We start from the raw sequence: 15,572 nt of genomic DNA, 5'->3' as shown, positions 1-15,572 counted from the left end.
AGGAGACGTAGTGGCTGCGAATCGATTTAGTTGGATTGATGGGCCACGGCATTTGACCCCGAATGGAGGTCTTGTGCGGTAGCGAAGTGACGGCATTATGATGTCAGTTGCCGGGATAAATCCAAATAAACTTGTACAAAAATATTTTTTACTCCCTTTTTGTATAAGTTTTTTGGGTTTTTATGCCATTTGTGTTTGCCGGGAATGAGCCTCGTCGTCATTGCTGGCAATTCGATTGCGGCCACTGTTTTTCGCCAGGTACAGGGCCTTGTCGGCGGCGTTGAGCCAACTTGAAGGGTCCTGGAATTCGCGGTCGAAGGCGGCCAGGCCGATGCTCAGGCTGACTTTCAGTTCAGCCACTTGCGGATGCCGGTACTGGCTGAAGACCTGGCGCAGGCGTTCCATGACCTCCAGTGCCTGCTGGCGGTCCATGCGCGGCAGGATCACGCAGAACTCGTCACCGCCGTAGCGGCCGGCGAGGTCGTCGTGACGCAGGTTGCGCCGCAGTTCGTTGCTCAGATGGCGCAGCACCGTATCGCCGATGATGTGTCCGTAGGTGTCGTTGATCGCCTTGAAGTGGTCGATGTCGATCAGGGCGATGCTGGCATCGATCTGTTGCTGCTGGCATTTGTGGAACTTGATATGCAGCAGGTCTTTCCAGGAGCCGTGGTTGAGCAGACCGGTGAGGCTGTCGGTGCGGCTCAGGGCGCTCAGGGCGCGCTTGTGCTCGGACAGCTTGATCGCCAGCCGGTAGCAGACCATGCCCACGGCCAGCGGATAGAGCGTGAGCATCGGCAGGCAGGCATAGATCTGCAGCGGGCTGATCCGGGTATTGAAGCTGGCGCCGAACAGCGACCAGGACAACAGGACCCCGATGCCCTGGGCCAGAGCGCCACGGATGAACAGACGCACCCCCCCGGCGGCCACATTGTTCATGGCCATCATCGACAGGATGGTGACGGCGGGCAGGGGATTGAACTGCATGGTGGCAGCCCAGAAACCGCCCAGCATCGAGTCGTACAGCAGGTTGCGACGTTCTGCCTGGTAGGGAAAGGCAGAACGGGTGGAGAGTTGATAGGCCAGGTGAGGCCAGAGCAGGCCGTGGAACAGGAGCAGGGCCCAGATCCAACCGGGCAGTGCAAGGGGGTAGAGGGTGGCGAATACACTGATACCGCCGATACCCAGGCCGATGATCCTTGGCCGATAGATGCGCCGGGCAAATGACAGCCCCTTGCCGCGTTGGTTTTCCATAAATTCCTGCACCAGGTTCTGTACTGAAACACCTTGTGGTGTTTTTTCGGCTTAGCCGTTTATCGGATCAGTCTGGTGAATATTGTCATTTATTCCAGTGAGAATAATCAGTGTCCTTCCAAGCCATTTCACAGTGGTGGCGACCGCCGGCTGCGGTTCGGTGAGCATAAGTGCCCCGGGAACTCAGGCCTGGTAGTGGCCCAGGAACATGTCCAGCGCCGACTCGACGACCTGATTTTGCATGCCTGTTGCCAGTGGCGCCTGGCCCATGGTGATCTGCGGCCAGAAGGCGAAGCTCTTGAGCAGGCCGTGCATCTGGGTCGCGGCGAATTCCGGGTCTACCGGCTTGAGGCGACCGTCGGCCAGGGCGCCGCGAATCCACAGGGTCAGGCCTTCTTCCCGCTCGCCAAGCCGCGCCACCATGTTCTGCGCCCGTTCCGGCGAGTGAATGGCAGCGGCGATGGCTACCCGGGCCAGATCGAGAAAGTTGTCGTCCGCCAGCAGTTGCAGCTTGGCCCGCACGATCTTTTCCAATTGCTCGCGCAGGGGCAGGTCGCTGCGGTAGATGATTTCCGATTGCGCGCTGATGCTGGCCCAGAGCTGGTGCAGGATCTCGGCGAACAGTTCCTCCTTGCTGGGGAAGTGGTTGTACACCGTGCGCTTGGACACCCCAGCCGTAGCGGCAATCTTGTCCATGCTGGTGATCTCGAAACCGCTGGTGCGAAATTCACTGATCGCCGCCTGGACGATGGCACTGCGTTTGAGGTCGGTGAGGCGCTTCGGGGCTGTCATAAGTTGGGTTCGGTCAGGGTGGTCGGTAAAAACACTCGGCAGTCTACTTCGTCTGTTTCCTGTTGCAATGTAGAAACTACACTGTGTAGTGTAGTTGATCTTTGAAACGATGATTGGCGGCTGATGCTTGCGTGCCTTGGCCAGTAGATCGTCCCGCAATACCACGTCGCAACTTGCTGCGTTCCATGGAGTCATTTCAATCATGGCCACTGTCTCGTCAAGCATCACCCGTGCTCCCCGCGAGGAAACCTCGCGCCAGGAGCAGGGGGCTTTTCGCAACCATGCGCCGGTGCGTCGTGCCGGCTTTGGCAAGACCCTGCAGATCTTCTGGAACATGTTGTTCCACAAGCCGCGCAATACCCGCCCGGCCGGAGCCATTCCGGTGCAGCCGCTAACCCGCGAGCAGTTGCTGGCGGCGCCCGATCACAGCGTCTACCGCCTGGGGCATTCCACCGTGCTGCTGAAGATGCGCGGCAAGTTCTGGATCACCGATCCGGTGTTTGCCGAGCGCGCGTCACCCGTGCAATGGGCCGGGCCGAAGCGCTTTCACCAGCCGCCGATCAGCCTGGAGCAATTGCCCGATATCGAGGCGGTGATCCTGTCTCATGATCATTACGATCACCTTGATCACAAGACCGTGCTGGTCCTGGCGGACAAGACTCGGCATTTCCTCACCCCGCTGGGGGTGGGCGATACCCTGATCAAGTGGGGCGTGCCGGCGGCCAAGGTCCGGCAACTGGATTGGTGGCAGGGCTGTGAGGTCGCTGGCGTCTGTTTCGTTGCCACCCCATCGCAGCACTTTTCCGGGCGTGGTCTGTTCGATGGCAACCGGACCTTGTGGGCCTCCTGGGTGATGATCGATGGCCCCACGCGGATCTTCTTCAGCGGCGATACCGGTTATTTCGACGGTTTCAAGCGTATCGGCCAGCAGTACGGCCCATTCGACCTGACACTGATGGAAACCGGGGCCTACAACGTCGAATGGCCCCATGTGCACATGCAGCCCGAGCAGACTCTGCAGGCCCACATCGACCTGCAAGGTCGTTGGTTGCTACCGATCCACAACGGCACCTTCGACCTGGCGATGCACGCCTGGCACGAACCCTTCGACCGCATCCTGGCCCTGGCCTGGGAGCGCAGTACCAACATCACCACGCCGCAAATGGGCGAAGCCTTCAACCTGGCGCAGCCGCAGCGGGGAGCCGCCTGGTGGCTGGAGGTGGAAGGTGCACTGGAGCAGGCGGGCGTCGAATCCGCCTGATCCAGGCCTTCTTCGCTCGGGCGGCGGGTTATGAGGATGGTGACCATAGCATCCGCCGTTTGCGGCGCCATGACGCCCGGATCAAAACCCTGGCCTGCCCGCCGGTTCGTCCGGGCTCGACCCCTCTGCCAGTACCGGCCTTGTGCGAGCACTTGCTCAGGCGGCTGGATCATTCGATCAGGGCGTAGTCGGGCCGCTCCATCGGGTTGGGAGTGGCTCCCTTGATGTTCATGCCGCGGCCAGGGGTGAAGCCCGGGAAGAACACCAGGCCCTGGGCCTCAAGGCAGAACGCCAGGGCCAGGCGGGTTACGTCACGGACCTCGTAGCCCGCTTCGAAGCGCTGGATGGCTTGCACCGAGACCGCGGACTCGCGGGACAGCTGATCCATGTCCCAGCCCAGCATGTCCCGAGCCTGGGCACAGTGTTGTGGGGTGAATTGATAGAGAGCGATACGTTCCAGGGTGATTTTCATCGCGAGAGAGGCCATGGTTTTCTCCGGGAGGTTAGGCAGTGCGTTGGCTTTGTACTGGATATTTGTACAGTTGTTTTGCGTCCGGATCAAACTCAATTTCTGCCACTGCGCCAGCCTTTGGTCACAAGGCTTTTCCAGGAGCTGGATGCTCTTGATTCAGGTAGGTGCTGGGGGATTGCCCCAGCACCCGACGGAACATGGTGGAGAACGCGCCAGGGCTGTCGTAGCCCAGGTCCAGGGCGATTCGGGTTACCGGCTCCATGGCCGCCAGCCGGGCCAGGGCCTGGATCACGCAGGCCCGTTGCCGCCACTGCACGAAGCTCATATCGGTCTCCTGGCGAAACCAGCGATTGAAGGTACGCAGGCTGACATGCAGTCGGTCTGCCCAGTGCAGGGGGGATTGATGGACATCGGGCCGGGCGAGAAAAGCTCGGCACAGCTCCAGCAGTGGGCCGCCGGCCGGCAAGGGAATGTGCAGCGGCAGGCCTGGGCAACGCTGGATTTCGTGCAGCAGCAGGTTGATCAGCAGCCCGTCGCGCCCGTCCAGGTCGTATTCCAGGGGCATGTCCACTGCTTCCAGCAGTAGCTGGCGCAGCAGCGGCGAGATGCCGATGACCCGGCAGCCGCTGCTGTCCAGCGGCGCGGCGGCCGGCTCGATATACAGGCTGCGAGTGCTGACCCCAAGCATCAGCACCTCATGTTCCACTCCCGGTGGAATCCACACCGCCCGCTGCGGTGGCACCACCCAGTTGCCCTCATCGGTACTGACCTGCATCACTCCGGTGGCACCATAGAGCAGTTGCGCCCGCCGATGCCGATGGCGCGGCAGGCGTTGCCCGTCTGGGTAGTCGGTGCCAATGGCGAGCACGGGACGCGGGGTCTGATCCAGTTGGTCGATGGAGATATTGCGCATGCCGACACAGTCCCGTATTTGGCGTAAACGCAAACATTATTGGCCAATTTGCTGAAGCCGGCCAAGCGCTGGGGTTCTATCTTCCAGGGCGTCTACCTGAATGGAAACGCCTTGATGTTCTATCTACTGTTGGCACTTTTTGGTTGCATGACGGGCATCAGCGCCGTGCTGTTCGGCTTTGGTGGCGGGTTTGTGGTGGTGCCGCTGCTGTACTGGATGTTGCTCGGCAGCCAGGGCGCCGATTCGGCGGTGGGACAGGCGGCGATGCATGTCGCGGTAGCCACTTCGACCTGCGTGATGATCGTCAACGCCCTGGTTGCCACCGGCAGGCACCAGCGCGCAGGCAATCTTGTCCGCCGCTATCTGTGGCCCCTGGGTGGCTATATCGGGCTGGGGGCGATAGTTGGCGCGGCGGGGGCCATGTGGGTGAGTGGCGAGGTGATCCGCTATGCCTTTATTGCCTACCTGGGCCTGACCATTGCCGACTGCCTGCTGCGCCGGGGGTTTCTTGAACAGTCGGTAGGGCAGAAAACCCGTGACCTGGGATCAGGCGAAACGCTCTTTGGCGGTGTAGGAATAGGCGTCATTGCCACCTTCCTCGGAGTGGGCGGCAGTGTCATGACAGTTCCCCTGCTACGTCGCTGCGGCCTGAGCATGACCCAGGCCACCTCCATGGCCAATCCGCTGAGTGTCCCCGTGGCGCTGGCGGGTACTGCGACCTATATGGCGCTGGCAGGCTATAGCCGCTTCGATCTGGGCCCCTGGTTTGTCGGTTATGTCGACCTGCTGGCGTTTTTTGTCCTCACCCTCGGTTCGTTGCTGGGTATTCGTCTGGCCGCGCCCTGGATCGGCAGGATTCCTGACCGGGTACATGCGAGGGTTTACATCGGTCTGTTGTTTCTGGTGCTGCTGAGCATGTGCCTGAAGTGATAGAAGCGTCACGTTTGGCCGCTCGATTGTCCTGGAGTGCCGGTCCATAATTGCTCGTCGCCTACCACAGGCCCAAGCGCTGCTGACGACGCTGGCGGCCTTTTCATGCAAGGGAGTTTCCATGTTCAACGGATTGATGCGCCAGATCCTCGGTGCCCTGTTGCTGTGTATCTACCTTCAGGGCCTGCAGGCCTCGCCCTCTCGACAGGTTCTCAGTGGCACTCTGGGCAAGATGCCGATTGTGCTGGAAATCAATACCGGCGATCCCAAGGACGTCACAGGACGATATTTCTATCAGAAGTATCACCATGATCTGGCACTCAACGGCACGCTTGTCGGGCAGGCGCTGGAGCTGCGTGAAGGAGGCCGCCCTGCCGATGAGCAGGCGGCCCTGCCCACCTTCAAGTTGCAGCAAACTGGCGATGGCTGGCAGGGGCAGTGGCAGGACTCCAAGGGCAAGACTCTCGATGTGCAGTTGTCCACGGCCAAGGCTGAGGCGCCCAAGCCGGATGCGTTGCCCTATCTGGCGCAGCTTTATCCGAATGATCTGTACGAATACCTGCGCCTGCAGGGCCTGGCCCTCAAGCAGGGCAAGCAGCAGAGCTTCATGGGTTACACCCTGCAATGGTGGAGCGAGCCAGGGTCGAAGTTGTCGATGTTCAAGGTGGTCGGCGGTTACCCGGAAGCTCAGCAACAGCGTCTCAATCAGTTGTTGATGGAGCGTCTGTGGCGCGAGGTGAGCGCCTACCACGAGTGCCTGCTGGGAGCCGGCTCTCAGGGGGGCGAATTCATGCAGACGGTAAAACCACAGTTCTTCTCACCGGCGGTACTGAGCGTGAATATCTCCACCAGCTATTCCTGCGGCGGTGCTCACCCGGACTTTGGCGACTCCCCCATGAATATTGACGTGAACAGCGGTCACCCGTTGTCACTGTCCGATGTGCTCTGGGTGGGGCAGGGCAAACCGCTGTTGCACAGCGACCGCAATGGTAAAGGAGACACTCGTCTCACCGAAGCTGAGCGCACAGGCCTCTACGAATACAACCAGGAAAAACTGGCACCCTGGTTGGTCCAGCAGTTTCGCGCCTTGTACCCCGACAAGATGCGCGAGCCGACCGACCCCGACGAGGGCTGCAACTACAGCGACGAGAGCGTCTGGGGCGATAACAGTTGGTACTTCACGCCCAAGGGGCTGTTCCTCAAGGCCTACTTTCCTCGGGTAGAGCGGGCCTGTGACGGGCCTGAGTGGTCGGTGCTGCCGTATGTGGTGGTCAGGAAGCACCCCGGGGCCGTCGCTCTGGAGCTGCCCAAGCATTGAAACCGAAGGAGGTTATTTTGCCTCCAGCCCCGGCGCCTCACGGATCACGAAGTGATCCAAGTTCTCGATATTGGCGCTGAAGACCCCGAAGGTCGATTCGGGGTCTTTCTTGCTCGGCACTTGCTTGAGTGCCGGCGTCACGCCATAGAAGAAACAGTACAGCTCCCGCTGGCTGTCGGCGGCGCCCTTGATCTCCTCGAGGAAGGCTTTGCGCTTGCGGTAGCTGTCGATCAGCTTCTTGCTCAGGTAGACATTGACCGAGTAGGGTTTCTTCTTGGTTTCGCCCTCGGCCTTGAACCAGACTTTCTGCTTGAAATCGATGCGAAAGCTTTGGGTGTAGTCCTTGATCTCCTTGATCTTGCCCCAGTAGATCAGCCCCTTGTTGTCCAGCAGGTATTCGATCTTCTTGAAGAATGAGGCGTAGCTGGCCGTGTGTTCGCCGACCTTCAGCGGCATGCGCTTGAGCAGTTCCTTGTCGTCGATGTTCGACACAAAGCACTCCACCGGGTGGGCGAAGACGCTGGTCTTGTCCGGGGTAGTGTCGCGCCCGGCATGGGGCTTGTGCGAACTGGCCGTAGCGGCTGGCGGAGTGTCCAGTGGGGCATCCACTGCCGCTTGCGGGCGGGCCGGCTTGCGCACGTATTCACGGCGGCTTAAGAGCAGCTCCGAAGGGAAATGCTCCTCGCGTTCCTCTTCGGTCGCGGCACCTTCCACGCTACCGGCGCTTTTGCTGACCCCATAAGGGCATCCTTCTATATGAAGCGTGGCGGGCAGGTTTTTGAAATGCGGCGTGCGGATGTAGTTGACGTTCTTGGCGTTGAAAGTGCCCAGTTGATTAGTGCTATCGAACGCTGCGCGGCATTCATCGTTGGGGCACTGGAAACTTTCCCTGGCCGAATCGAAGACCAGGGTTTCATCGAAATTCAGATCACGCACGTCATAGATCGACAACTTGTCGTCGAGGCTGATGCAGTACGCGGTATCGAATTTCATGGGCGCTTTTATCCTTAAGCGGAAAAGAGTTCTTTATAGCGGCAGGTCATGCAGCCTGCACGTACTTTGATGAACCAGTCCCTGTGTACATTGGTGCGGCCAATAAAAAAGCCCTGACCAGGTCAGGGCTTCTTGTTTGTGTCATTGATCCGGGAATCAATCCCAGCTCAAGGCGCCGCCAGTCTGGTACTCGATCACGCGGGTCTCGAAGAAGTTCTTCTCTTTCTTCAAGTCCATGATCTCGCTCATCCATGGGAACGGGTTGGTGGTACCTGGGTACTCTTCCTTCAGGCCGATCTGCGACAGGCGACGGTTGGCGATGAACTTGAGGTAGTCCTCCATCATCGCGGCGTTCATGCCCAGTACACCGCGCGGCATGGTGTCGCGAGCGTATTCGATCTCCAGTTGGGTACCCTGGAGGATCATCTGGGTCGCCTCTTCCTTCATCTCGGCATCCCACAGGTGCGGGTTTTCGATCTTGATCTGGTTGATCACGTCGATGCCGAAGTTCAGGTGCATGGATTCGTCGCGCAGGATGTACTGGAACTGCTCTGCGACACCGGTCATTTTGTTGCGACGGCCCATGGACAGGATCTGGGTGAAGCCGCAATAGAAGAAGATGCCTTCCAGAACGCAGTAGTAGGCGATCAGGTTGCGCAGCAGTTCCTTGTCGGTGTCGACGGTGCCGGTTTCGAACTTCGGATCGGAGATCGAACGGGTGTACTTCAGGCCCCAGGCGGCTTTCTTCGCGACCGATGGAATCTCGTGGTACATGTTGAAGATCTCGCCTTCATCCATGGCCAGCGATTCGATGCAGTACTGGTAGGCGTGGGTGTGGATCGCCTCTTCGAACGCCTGGCGCAGGATGTACTGGCGGCATTCCGGGTTGGTGATCAGGCGGTACACGGCCAGTACCAGGTTGTTGGCAACCAGGGAGTCGGCGGTGGAGAAGAAGCCCAGGTTGCGCATGACGATGCGACGCTCGTCGTCGGTCAGGCCTTCCGGGTTTTTCCACAGGGCGATGTCGGCGGTCATGTTGACCTCTTGCGGCATCCAGTGGTTGGCGCAGCCGTCGAGGTACTTCTGCCAGGCCCAGTCATACTTGAACGGCACGAGCTGGTTGAGGTCGGCGCGGCAGTTGATCATGCGCTTCTCGTCAACCGCGACACGGGCGGAAGAGCCTTCCAGCTCGGCCAGGCCTTCGGCGATGTCGAGCTGATCCAGAGACGCCTTGGCGCGGGCTACGGCAGCGGAGTCGCTGGCAGTCACGGCACGGGCTTCGAGAGCGGCGGCGCCACCGGCGCTGTCGAGGCGGTCCATGTTGGCTTCAGTAGCGTGGCCGGCGTTGGCGCCTTTGACCGCAACTTCACCTTCTTCTTTATCGAATTCGTCCCAGCTCAGCATGACGTGTCGTCTCCTGCTCGAGGGCCAGATGCCCGTGTGAAAACAAAAGGGGTGGTTTTTCACACGGCACGCTGGCCGCGTTAAATCATTGGAAATCGTTTGTTGCAGCAGTGAACGCAGGCAATAAACAGAAATACGTGTCCGGGTGCCTGGAGGCCGCTGTCGGGCGGAGCTTGGCGTGCCAGCTCCTGCGCAGGATTCAGCAGGTCGTTTTCATCCGGTAAGGGAATGTTGCAGGCCCGTTTTGAGGACGCATTATAAGGATATTTTCGGGGGCGTGGGGCGACCGATGGGCGCAGGCGAGCCCGAGAAGGGGGGGGACTTGGAGCAGAGCGCGGGTTTACAAGGCTTTGGCGGTTGAAGATTTTTTTTCACGCTTGAAAAAAATAGCCGGAAATGGCCAAAAAATAGCCAATTTTACTAGATGTTGTGTTTTTGCAAGCCTTTTTGAGGTTTTGAACACAACTCGAATCGCTCGGTATTGCCTTGGGAAATCTCCTGGAGCAGGTCTTCAGGGGGTGGCCGGATTTCCTCCGTCGAAGCGGTCGCTGGAGTTGCTCGCAAGGTCGTGGGCGGTGCTATGAGAAGGCCATCAACCTCAGGAGGAAAGGTGCGTGCGATTGCCGGGCTCGCACGTCGTCAGGCTGAGGCCTTTTGCTGCCCATGGGTGGGTAGACATCAGGCATCTGTGCCGCAAGAGGGATTTCTTGCGGCCGGCAGTCATCAAGGTATGTGCAATGAACTTTGCTATTAGCCGTTAGAGCAACCGTTGCCCATTACGCGATATTGAAGAATATGTCGCTGGCCGTGGGAGTCTTCATATTCCATGCGCGCTGGTACAACTTCGCATACTTCTGGAACTTCGCTCATGGAGATAACTTTGGCGATATCCAGATCAGTCGAGTAAGTGTATTCCTCTACCGGTACTTGCTGGTTGGCGACATCAGTCGGGATCTCATCAGCCATCGCGGTTACGCACAGACTGCTGAGGGCCAGAACTAATAAAGCTTTCATTTGCGTTTTACCTTTCTAAGGTCGTGTGAGGTCACGCAGCCTTTATGGGGCTGCGTGTGGAACTTGAGTAGAAGTTTGATTAACTGCCTTCGTGGGGGCTGCAACTTGGTTAATCAGATTGCCTGTTGGGCGAGGCAGATTTTAGGCGCGGGGGCCGCAGTCATATAGGCGTACTTTTGATAAACACCTTTGACAGTTTTTGTAACAATCGCCGAAAAAGGGCTGTTTGGCAGCTGGCTGGAACTTTTTTGGGTAGGGTGGATATCGCTGTAAGGCGCATTCTTGAAGGGGTTTGGCAAATGAAGGGGTATTTCGCAGGGGGTTGTTACTACCATCGTCGAATGGTTCTATAGACGCCCCCCGGCTACAACGGGGTCATACAAAAACAACTATGTCACCGAGGTAAGAAAGATGAGTGCGGCTTCTCTGTATCCCGTTCGTCCCGAGGTTTTGGCTAATACGCTGACTGACGAGGCGACCTACAAGGCCATGTACCAGCAGTCGGTCGTGAACCCGGACGGTTTCTGGCGCGAACAGGCCAAGCGTCTCGACTGGATCAAGCCTTTTACCACGGTGAAGCAGACCTCCTTCGACGATCACCATGTCGATATCAAGTGGTTCGCCGACGGCACCCTGAACGTCTCCTACAACTGCCTGGATCGCCATCTCGCCGAGCGCGGTGATCAGATCGCGATCATCTGGGAAGGCGACGATCCTTCCGAAAGCCGCAACATCACCTACCGCGAACTGCATGAGGAAGTCTGCAAGTTCGCCAACGCCCTGCGTGGCCAGGACGTGCACCGCGGCGACGTGGTGACTATCTATATGCCGATGATTCCCGAGGCGGTGGTGGCCATGCTGGCCTGTACCCGCATTGGCGCGATCCACTCGGTGGTGTTCGGCGGCTTCTCCCCTGAAGCCTTGGCCGGGCGCATCATCGACTGCCGCTCCAAGGTGGTGATCACTGCCGACGAAGGTATCCGTGCCGGCAAGAAAGTGCCGCTCAAGGCCAATGTCGACGATGCCCTGACCAACCCGGAAACCAGCAGCATTCAGAAGGTCATCGTGTGCAAGCGCACCGGTGGCAACATCAAGTGGAACCAGCACCGCGACATCTGGTACGAAGACTTGATGAAAGTCGCCGGCAGCGTCTGCGCGCCGAAAGAGATGGGCGCCGAAGAACCGCTGTTCATCCTCTATACCTCCGGTTCCACCGGCAAGCCCAAAGGCGTGCAGCACACCACCGGCGGCTACCTGCTGTATGCGTCGCTGACCCATGAGCGGGTGTTCGACTACCGCCCGGGCGAAGTCTACTGGTGCACCGCCGACGTCGGCTGGGTCACCGGCCACACCTATATTGTCTACGGCCCGCTGGCCAACGGCGCCACCACGGTGCTGTTCGAGGGTGTGCCGAACTACCCGGATGTCACACGGGTGGCGAAGATCGTCGACAAGCACAAGGTCAACATCCTCTACACCGCACCGACCGCAATCCGCGCCATGATGGCTTCGGGCACCGCTGCCTGCGAAGGCGCCGATGGCAGCAGCCTGCGCCTGCTGGGCTCGGTGGGCGAGCCGATCAACCCGGAAGCCTGGGACTGGTACTACAAGAACGTCGGTCAGTCCCGCTGCCCGATCGTCGACACCTGGTGGCAGACCGAAACCGGCGCCACCCTCATGAGCCCGCTGCCGGGGGCGCATGCCTTGAAGCCGGGTTCCGCAGCGCGTCCGTTCTTCGGCGTGGTGCCGGCCCTGGTGGATAACCTGGGCAACATCATCGAGGGCGCGGCCGAGGGCAACCTGGTGATTCTCGACTCGTGGCCAGGCCAGGCACGGACCCTGTACCGCGACCACGATCGTTTCGTCGATACCTACTTCAAGACTTTCCGTGGCATGTACTTCACCGGTGACGGCGCCCGTCGCGACGAAGATGGCTACTACTGGATCACTGGTCGGGTGGACGATGTGCTTAACGTCTCCGGGCACCGTATGGGTACCGCCGAAATCGAAAGCGCCATGGTTGCGCACCCGAAGGTCGCCGAAGCGGCGGTGGTGGGCGTGCCTCACGACATCAAGGGGCAGGGCATCTACGTCTATGTGACCCTCAATGGTGGTGAAGAGCCGAACGAAGCCCTGCGCCTGGAATTGAAGAACTGGGTGCGCAAGGAAATCGGGCCGATCGCCTCGCCGGATGTCATCCAATGGGCGCCGGGCCTGCCGAAAACTCGTTCCGGGAAGATTATGCGGCGGATTCTGCGCAAGATCGCCACGGCGGAGTACGACGGTCTGGGCGATATCTCGACCCTGGCTGACCCGAGTGTGGTGCAGCACCTGATCGATACCCACAAGACCATGAACGTCGCCTGAGGCGGTTTTCGAGTCACCCAGCCCCGCCCGGCCCTGTGCCGGGCGGGGCTTTTTTGTGCGGTGGCGATGGGCCGCAAAGCCCTCTGCGTGGCTGTTGCAGGTGCCGGCTTGCCCGCGAAGACGGGGCGAATAAATATCGGATTTATCCCTTCGGTGTATCCGAATGTTACCGGTACGGCCGAAGATGTAACCTCGCGCCTACTTTCGGGGCAATGGGAAACGCCGGGCCCCATTTCAGGGCCTTTTATACCCTTATAAAAAATAAGTCATCACGCTGCGCTTGCCGGAATAGAAGGCTTTGCCAATAATAGGCCCGCAATTTGCAGCATAGATCGGTTCCCCGTCTTTCGCTCTTGCATAGAATTGAAGAGCTGTCAATGCGCTGGCCAGGCATTCTCGATGCTTCTGTAATTTGTTGTCGCATTGAGGAAATATCGGCTTCCAGCCTGTCGTTAGAATGCCGGTCACTCGCTCGTCGTTGCCTGTGTGTGAGCCCCCTGCGGGCTGCCCGGGCCGCAGCGCCGCTATTTGCTGTTTCACCCATTCGCATATTGGGCTGTCGCTCACTCTGCCGTTTTCGCCCTTTACCGATGGAGTTCTAAGATGAAGAAACTCGTGCTTCTTGGCGCCCTGGCACTGTCCGTGCTCTCCCTGCCGACTTTTGCCGATGAAAAGCCCCTGAAAATTGGTATCGAAGCGGCTTACCCTCCGTTTGCCTCCAAGGCGCCGGACGGCAGCATCGTCGGTTTCGACTACGACATCGGCAACGCCCTGTGCGAAGAGATGAAGGTCAAGTGTGTCTGGGTCGAGCAAGAGTTCGACGGCCTGATCCCGGCACTGAAGGTTCGCAAGATCGACGCCATCCTCTCGTCCATGTCGATCACTGACGATCGCAAGAAATCCGTGGACTTCACCAACAAGTACTACAACACCCCGGCGCGCCTGGTGATGAAGGCCGGTACCCAGATCAGCGACGGCCTGGCCGAGCTCAAGGGCAAGAACATCGGCGTGCAGCGCGGTTCGATCCACGAGCGTTTCGCCCGTGAAGTGCTGGCTCCCCTGGGTGCGCAGATCAAGCCTTACGGCTCGCAGAACGAAATCTACCTGGATGTGGCCGCCGGTCGCCTCGACGGTACTGTGGCGGACGCTACCCTGTTGAATGACGGCTTCCTGAAAACCGACGCTGGCAAGGGCTTCGCCTTCGTCGGTCCGGCCTTCACCGACGTCAAATACTTCGGCGACGGCGTAGGGATCGCCGTGCGCAAGGGCGACAAGGCCGATCTGGACAAGATCAACGCCGCCATCGCTGCCATTCGTGAGAACGGCAAGTACAAGCAAATCCAGGACAAGTACTTCGACTTCGACATCTACGGCAAGTAAGACCGTCGAATCAGTCAGTCCGAGATGGCGCAAGCAGCAGAATCTCTGAAGTTTGCGCCATTTTTTCATCCCAATTTTCGAGGACCTGAATCATGTTGAAAGGCTACGGGGCTGTCATCCTCGATGGCGCTTGGCTGACGCTTCAGCTCGCCTTGTCGTCCATGGCCCTGGCCATTGTTCTGGGTCTGATCGGGGTTGCGCTGCGCCTCTCGCCGGTGCGCTGGCTGGCCTGGCTGGGCGACCTGTACTCCACGGTAATCCGCGGTATTCCCGACCTGGTGCTGATCCTGCTGATCTTCTACGGCGGCCAGGATCTGCTCAACCGGGTGGCGCCGCTGCTGGGTTATGACGATTACATCGACCTCAATCCGCTGGCGGCCGGTATCGGCACCCTGGGCTTCATCTTCGGTGCCTACCTCTCCGAAACCTTCCGTGGCGCCTTCATGGCGATCCCCAAGGGGCAGGCGGAAGCCGGCATGGCCTACGGCATGAGCAGCTTCCAGGTTTTCTTCCGGGTGATGGTGCCGCAGATGATTCGCCTGGCGATTCCCGGCTTCACCAACAACTGGTTGGTACTGACCAAGGCGACCGCGCTGATTTCCGTGGTGGGCCTGCAAGACATGATGTTCAAGGCCAAGCAGGCGGCGGATGCCACTCGCGAGCCATTCACCTTCTTCCTTGCAGTGGCGGCGATGTACCTGGTGATCACCAGTGTCTCGTTGCTGGCACTGCGTTACCTTGAGAAGCGCTACTCGGTAGGCGTAAGGGCGGCTGATCTATGATCTTCGACTACAACGTCATCTATGAGGCCCTGCCGCTGTACTTCGGCGGCCTGCTGACCACCCTGAAACTGCTGGCGCTGTCGCTGTTCTTCGGTTTGCTGGTGGCGCTGCCCCTGGGGCTGATGCGGGTGTCCAAGCAGCCGCTGGTGAACATGTCAGCCTGGCTCTACACCTATGTGATCCGCGGTACGCCGATGCTGGTGCAGCTGTTCCTGATCTACTACGGCCTGGCTCAGTTCGAAGCGGTGCGCGAGAGTTTCCTCTGGCCCTGGCTGTCCAGCGCGACCTTCTGCGCCTGCCTGGCCTTTGCCATCAACACCAGCGCCTACACCGCGGAAATCATCGCCGGCAGCCTCAAGGCCACGCCCAATGGCGAGATCGAGGCGGCCAAGGCCATGGGCATGTCGCGCTACAAGATGTACCGCCGCATTCTCTTGCCGTCGGCTCTGCGCCGCGCGCTGCCGCAGTACAGCAACGAAGTGATCATGATGCTGCAGACCACCAGTCTGGCGTCCATCGTGACCCTGATCGACATCACCGGCGCGGCGCGGACGGTCAACGCGCAGTACTACCTGCCGTTCGAGGCCTACATCACCGCCGGCGTGTTCTACCTGTGCCTGACCTTTATCCTGGTGCGCCTGTTCAAGCTGGCCGAAGGCCGCTGGCTGCGCTACCTGGCGCCGCGGAAGCACTGA

The 15,572-nt window shown here is 59.5% G+C and carries 14 protein-coding genes; 7 read left to right on the top strand and 7 right to left on the bottom strand.

Going from position 1 to position 15,572, the window contains the following annotated elements; genetic code table 11:
• Positions 1-180: 180 nt before the first annotated feature.
• Both ABCR88_RS24880 and ABCR88_RS24875 read right to left on the bottom strand, forming a co-directional pair.
• Positions 181-1,251: a diguanylate cyclase gene (locus ABCR88_RS24880; RefSeq protein WP_011062788.1), complete on the bottom strand. Its 1,071-nt coding sequence runs from the start codon at positions 1,249-1,251 to the stop codon at positions 181-183.
• A gap of 183 nt (positions 1,252-1,434) precedes the next feature.
• Positions 1,435-2,043 carry a TetR/AcrR family transcriptional regulator gene (locus tag ABCR88_RS24875; RefSeq protein ID WP_041119553.1) on the bottom strand — a complete coding sequence of 203 codons (609 nt, stop codon included), beginning with the start codon at positions 2,041-2,043 and terminating at the stop codon, positions 1,435-1,437.
• Positions 2,044-2,245: 202 nt separating this feature from the next.
• Here ABCR88_RS24875 and ABCR88_RS24870 point away from each other — a divergent pair, with 202 nt between their 5' ends.
• A complete protein-coding gene (locus ABCR88_RS24870; protein WP_041119551.1) occupies positions 2,246-3,304 on the top strand; it encodes an MBL fold metallo-hydrolase in 1,059 nt (352 codons plus the stop codon).
• A 169-nt stretch (positions 3,305-3,473) separates the two neighbouring features.
• Here the strand turns inward: ABCR88_RS24870 and ABCR88_RS24865 are convergent, their stop codons facing one another.
• Both ABCR88_RS24865 and ABCR88_RS24860 read right to left on the bottom strand, forming a co-directional pair.
• Positions 3,474-3,791 (bottom strand): XRE family transcriptional regulator, encoded by a 318-nt coding sequence (locus ABCR88_RS24865; RefSeq protein ID WP_026020019.1) that lies wholly within the window; start codon positions 3,789-3,791, stop codon positions 3,474-3,476.
• Between the two features lie 106 nt (positions 3,792-3,897).
• A complete protein-coding gene (locus tag ABCR88_RS24860; RefSeq protein WP_325985116.1) occupies positions 3,898-4,689 on the bottom strand; it encodes a helix-turn-helix transcriptional regulator in 792 nt (263 codons plus the stop codon).
• A 114-nt stretch (positions 4,690-4,803) separates the two neighbouring features.
• Between ABCR88_RS24860 and ABCR88_RS24855 the strand changes: the two genes are divergently transcribed.
• Both ABCR88_RS24855 and ABCR88_RS24850 read left to right on the top strand, forming a co-directional pair.
• Complete coding sequence (locus ABCR88_RS24855; RefSeq protein WP_011062783.1) at positions 4,804-5,619, top strand: sulfite exporter TauE/SafE family protein; 816 nt, start codon at positions 4,804-4,806, stop codon at positions 5,617-5,619.
• Positions 5,620-5,740: 121 nt separating this feature from the next.
• A complete protein-coding gene (locus tag ABCR88_RS24850; RefSeq protein ID WP_041119547.1) occupies positions 5,741-6,937 on the top strand; it encodes a hypothetical protein in 1,197 nt (398 codons plus the stop codon).
• 12 nt (positions 6,938-6,949) lie between these two features.
• Here ABCR88_RS24850 and ABCR88_RS24845 read toward each other — a convergent pair whose 3' ends face one another.
• From ABCR88_RS24845 to ABCR88_RS24835, 3 genes are all read right to left on the bottom strand, one after another.
• Positions 6,950-7,930: a hypothetical protein gene (locus tag ABCR88_RS24845; protein ID WP_041119546.1), complete on the bottom strand. Its 981-nt coding sequence runs from the start codon at positions 7,928-7,930 to the stop codon at positions 6,950-6,952.
• 156 nt (positions 7,931-8,086) lie between these two features.
• Positions 8,087-9,334 (bottom strand): ribonucleotide-diphosphate reductase subunit beta, encoded by a 1,248-nt coding sequence (locus ABCR88_RS24840; protein ID WP_011062780.1) that lies wholly within the window; start codon positions 9,332-9,334, stop codon positions 8,087-8,089.
• A gap of 750 nt (positions 9,335-10,084) precedes the next feature.
• Entirely contained in the window at positions 10,085-10,348 is a 264-nt protein-coding gene (locus ABCR88_RS24835; protein ID WP_011062779.1) for a DUF2790 domain-containing protein, read from the bottom strand.
• Positions 10,349-10,759: 411 nt separating this feature from the next.
• Between ABCR88_RS24835 and acs the strand changes: the two genes are divergently transcribed.
• From acs to ABCR88_RS24815, 4 genes are all read left to right on the top strand, one after another.
• Positions 10,760-12,715: an acetate--CoA ligase gene (gene acs, locus ABCR88_RS24830; RefSeq protein ID WP_325985115.1), complete on the top strand. Its 1,956-nt coding sequence runs from the start codon at positions 10,760-10,762 to the stop codon at positions 12,713-12,715.
• 603 nt (positions 12,716-13,318) lie between these two features.
• On the top strand, positions 13,319-14,095 hold the full coding sequence (locus tag ABCR88_RS24825; protein ID WP_011062777.1) for an ABC transporter substrate-binding protein: 777 nt from the start codon (positions 13,319-13,321) through the stop codon (positions 14,093-14,095).
• A 92-nt stretch (positions 14,096-14,187) separates the two neighbouring features.
• Positions 14,188-14,877: an ABC transporter permease gene (locus tag ABCR88_RS24820; protein ID WP_011062776.1), complete on the top strand. Its 690-nt coding sequence runs from the start codon at positions 14,188-14,190 to the stop codon at positions 14,875-14,877.
• Positions 14,874-15,572, top strand: coding sequence for an ABC transporter permease (locus tag ABCR88_RS24815; RefSeq protein WP_015636682.1), 699 nt, complete (start codon positions 14,874-14,876; stop codon positions 15,570-15,572). Before ABCR88_RS24820 ends, ABCR88_RS24815 begins: the two co-directional genes overlap by 4 nt.

The organism is Pseudomonas sp. W17, assembly GCF_040268305.1.
Classification (GTDB): Bacteria; Pseudomonadota; Gammaproteobacteria; order Pseudomonadales; family Pseudomonadaceae; genus Aquipseudomonas; species Aquipseudomonas protegens.
Note: the sequence above shows the minus strand (reverse complement) of the source record. Positions and strands in the feature narration are given on the sequence as shown.

Bases quoted from the DNA above. Each gene is read 5' to 3' on its own strand.
- ABCR88_RS24880 (WP_011062788.1), bottom strand. From the start codon at position 1,251: ATGGAAAACCAACGCGGCAAGGGGCTGTCATTTGCCCGGCGCATCTAT.
- ABCR88_RS24875 (WP_041119553.1), bottom strand. From the start codon at position 2,043: ATGACAGCCCCGAAGCGCCTCACCGACCTCAAACGCAGTGCCATCGTC.
- ABCR88_RS24870 (WP_041119551.1), top strand. From the start codon at position 2,246: ATGGCCACTGTCTCGTCAAGCATCACCCGTGCTCCCCGCGAGGAAACC.
- ABCR88_RS24865 (WP_026020019.1), bottom strand. From the start codon at position 3,791: ATGGCCTCTCTCGCGATGAAAATCACCCTGGAACGTATCGCTCTCTAT.
- ABCR88_RS24860 (WP_325985116.1), bottom strand. From the start codon at position 4,689: ATGCGCAATATCTCCATCGACCAACTGGATCAGACCCCGCGTCCCGTG.
- ABCR88_RS24855 (WP_011062783.1), top strand. From the start codon at position 4,804: ATGTTCTATCTACTGTTGGCACTTTTTGGTTGCATGACGGGCATCAGC.
- ABCR88_RS24850 (WP_041119547.1), top strand. From the start codon at position 5,741: ATGTTCAACGGATTGATGCGCCAGATCCTCGGTGCCCTGTTGCTGTGT.
- ABCR88_RS24845 (WP_041119546.1), bottom strand. From the start codon at position 7,930: ATGAAATTCGATACCGCGTACTGCATCAGCCTCGACGACAAGTTGTCG.
- ABCR88_RS24840 (WP_011062780.1), bottom strand. From the start codon at position 9,334: ATGCTGAGCTGGGACGAATTCGATAAAGAAGAAGGTGAAGTTGCGGTC.
- ABCR88_RS24835 (WP_011062779.1), bottom strand. From the start codon at position 10,348: ATGAAAGCTTTATTAGTTCTGGCCCTCAGCAGTCTGTGCGTAACCGCG.
- acs (WP_325985115.1), top strand. From the start codon at position 10,760: ATGAGTGCGGCTTCTCTGTATCCCGTTCGTCCCGAGGTTTTGGCTAAT.
- ABCR88_RS24825 (WP_011062777.1), top strand. From the start codon at position 13,319: ATGAAGAAACTCGTGCTTCTTGGCGCCCTGGCACTGTCCGTGCTCTCC.
- ABCR88_RS24820 (WP_011062776.1), top strand. From the start codon at position 14,188: ATGTTGAAAGGCTACGGGGCTGTCATCCTCGATGGCGCTTGGCTGACG.
- ABCR88_RS24815 (WP_015636682.1), top strand. From the start codon at position 14,874: ATGATCTTCGACTACAACGTCATCTATGAGGCCCTGCCGCTGTACTTC.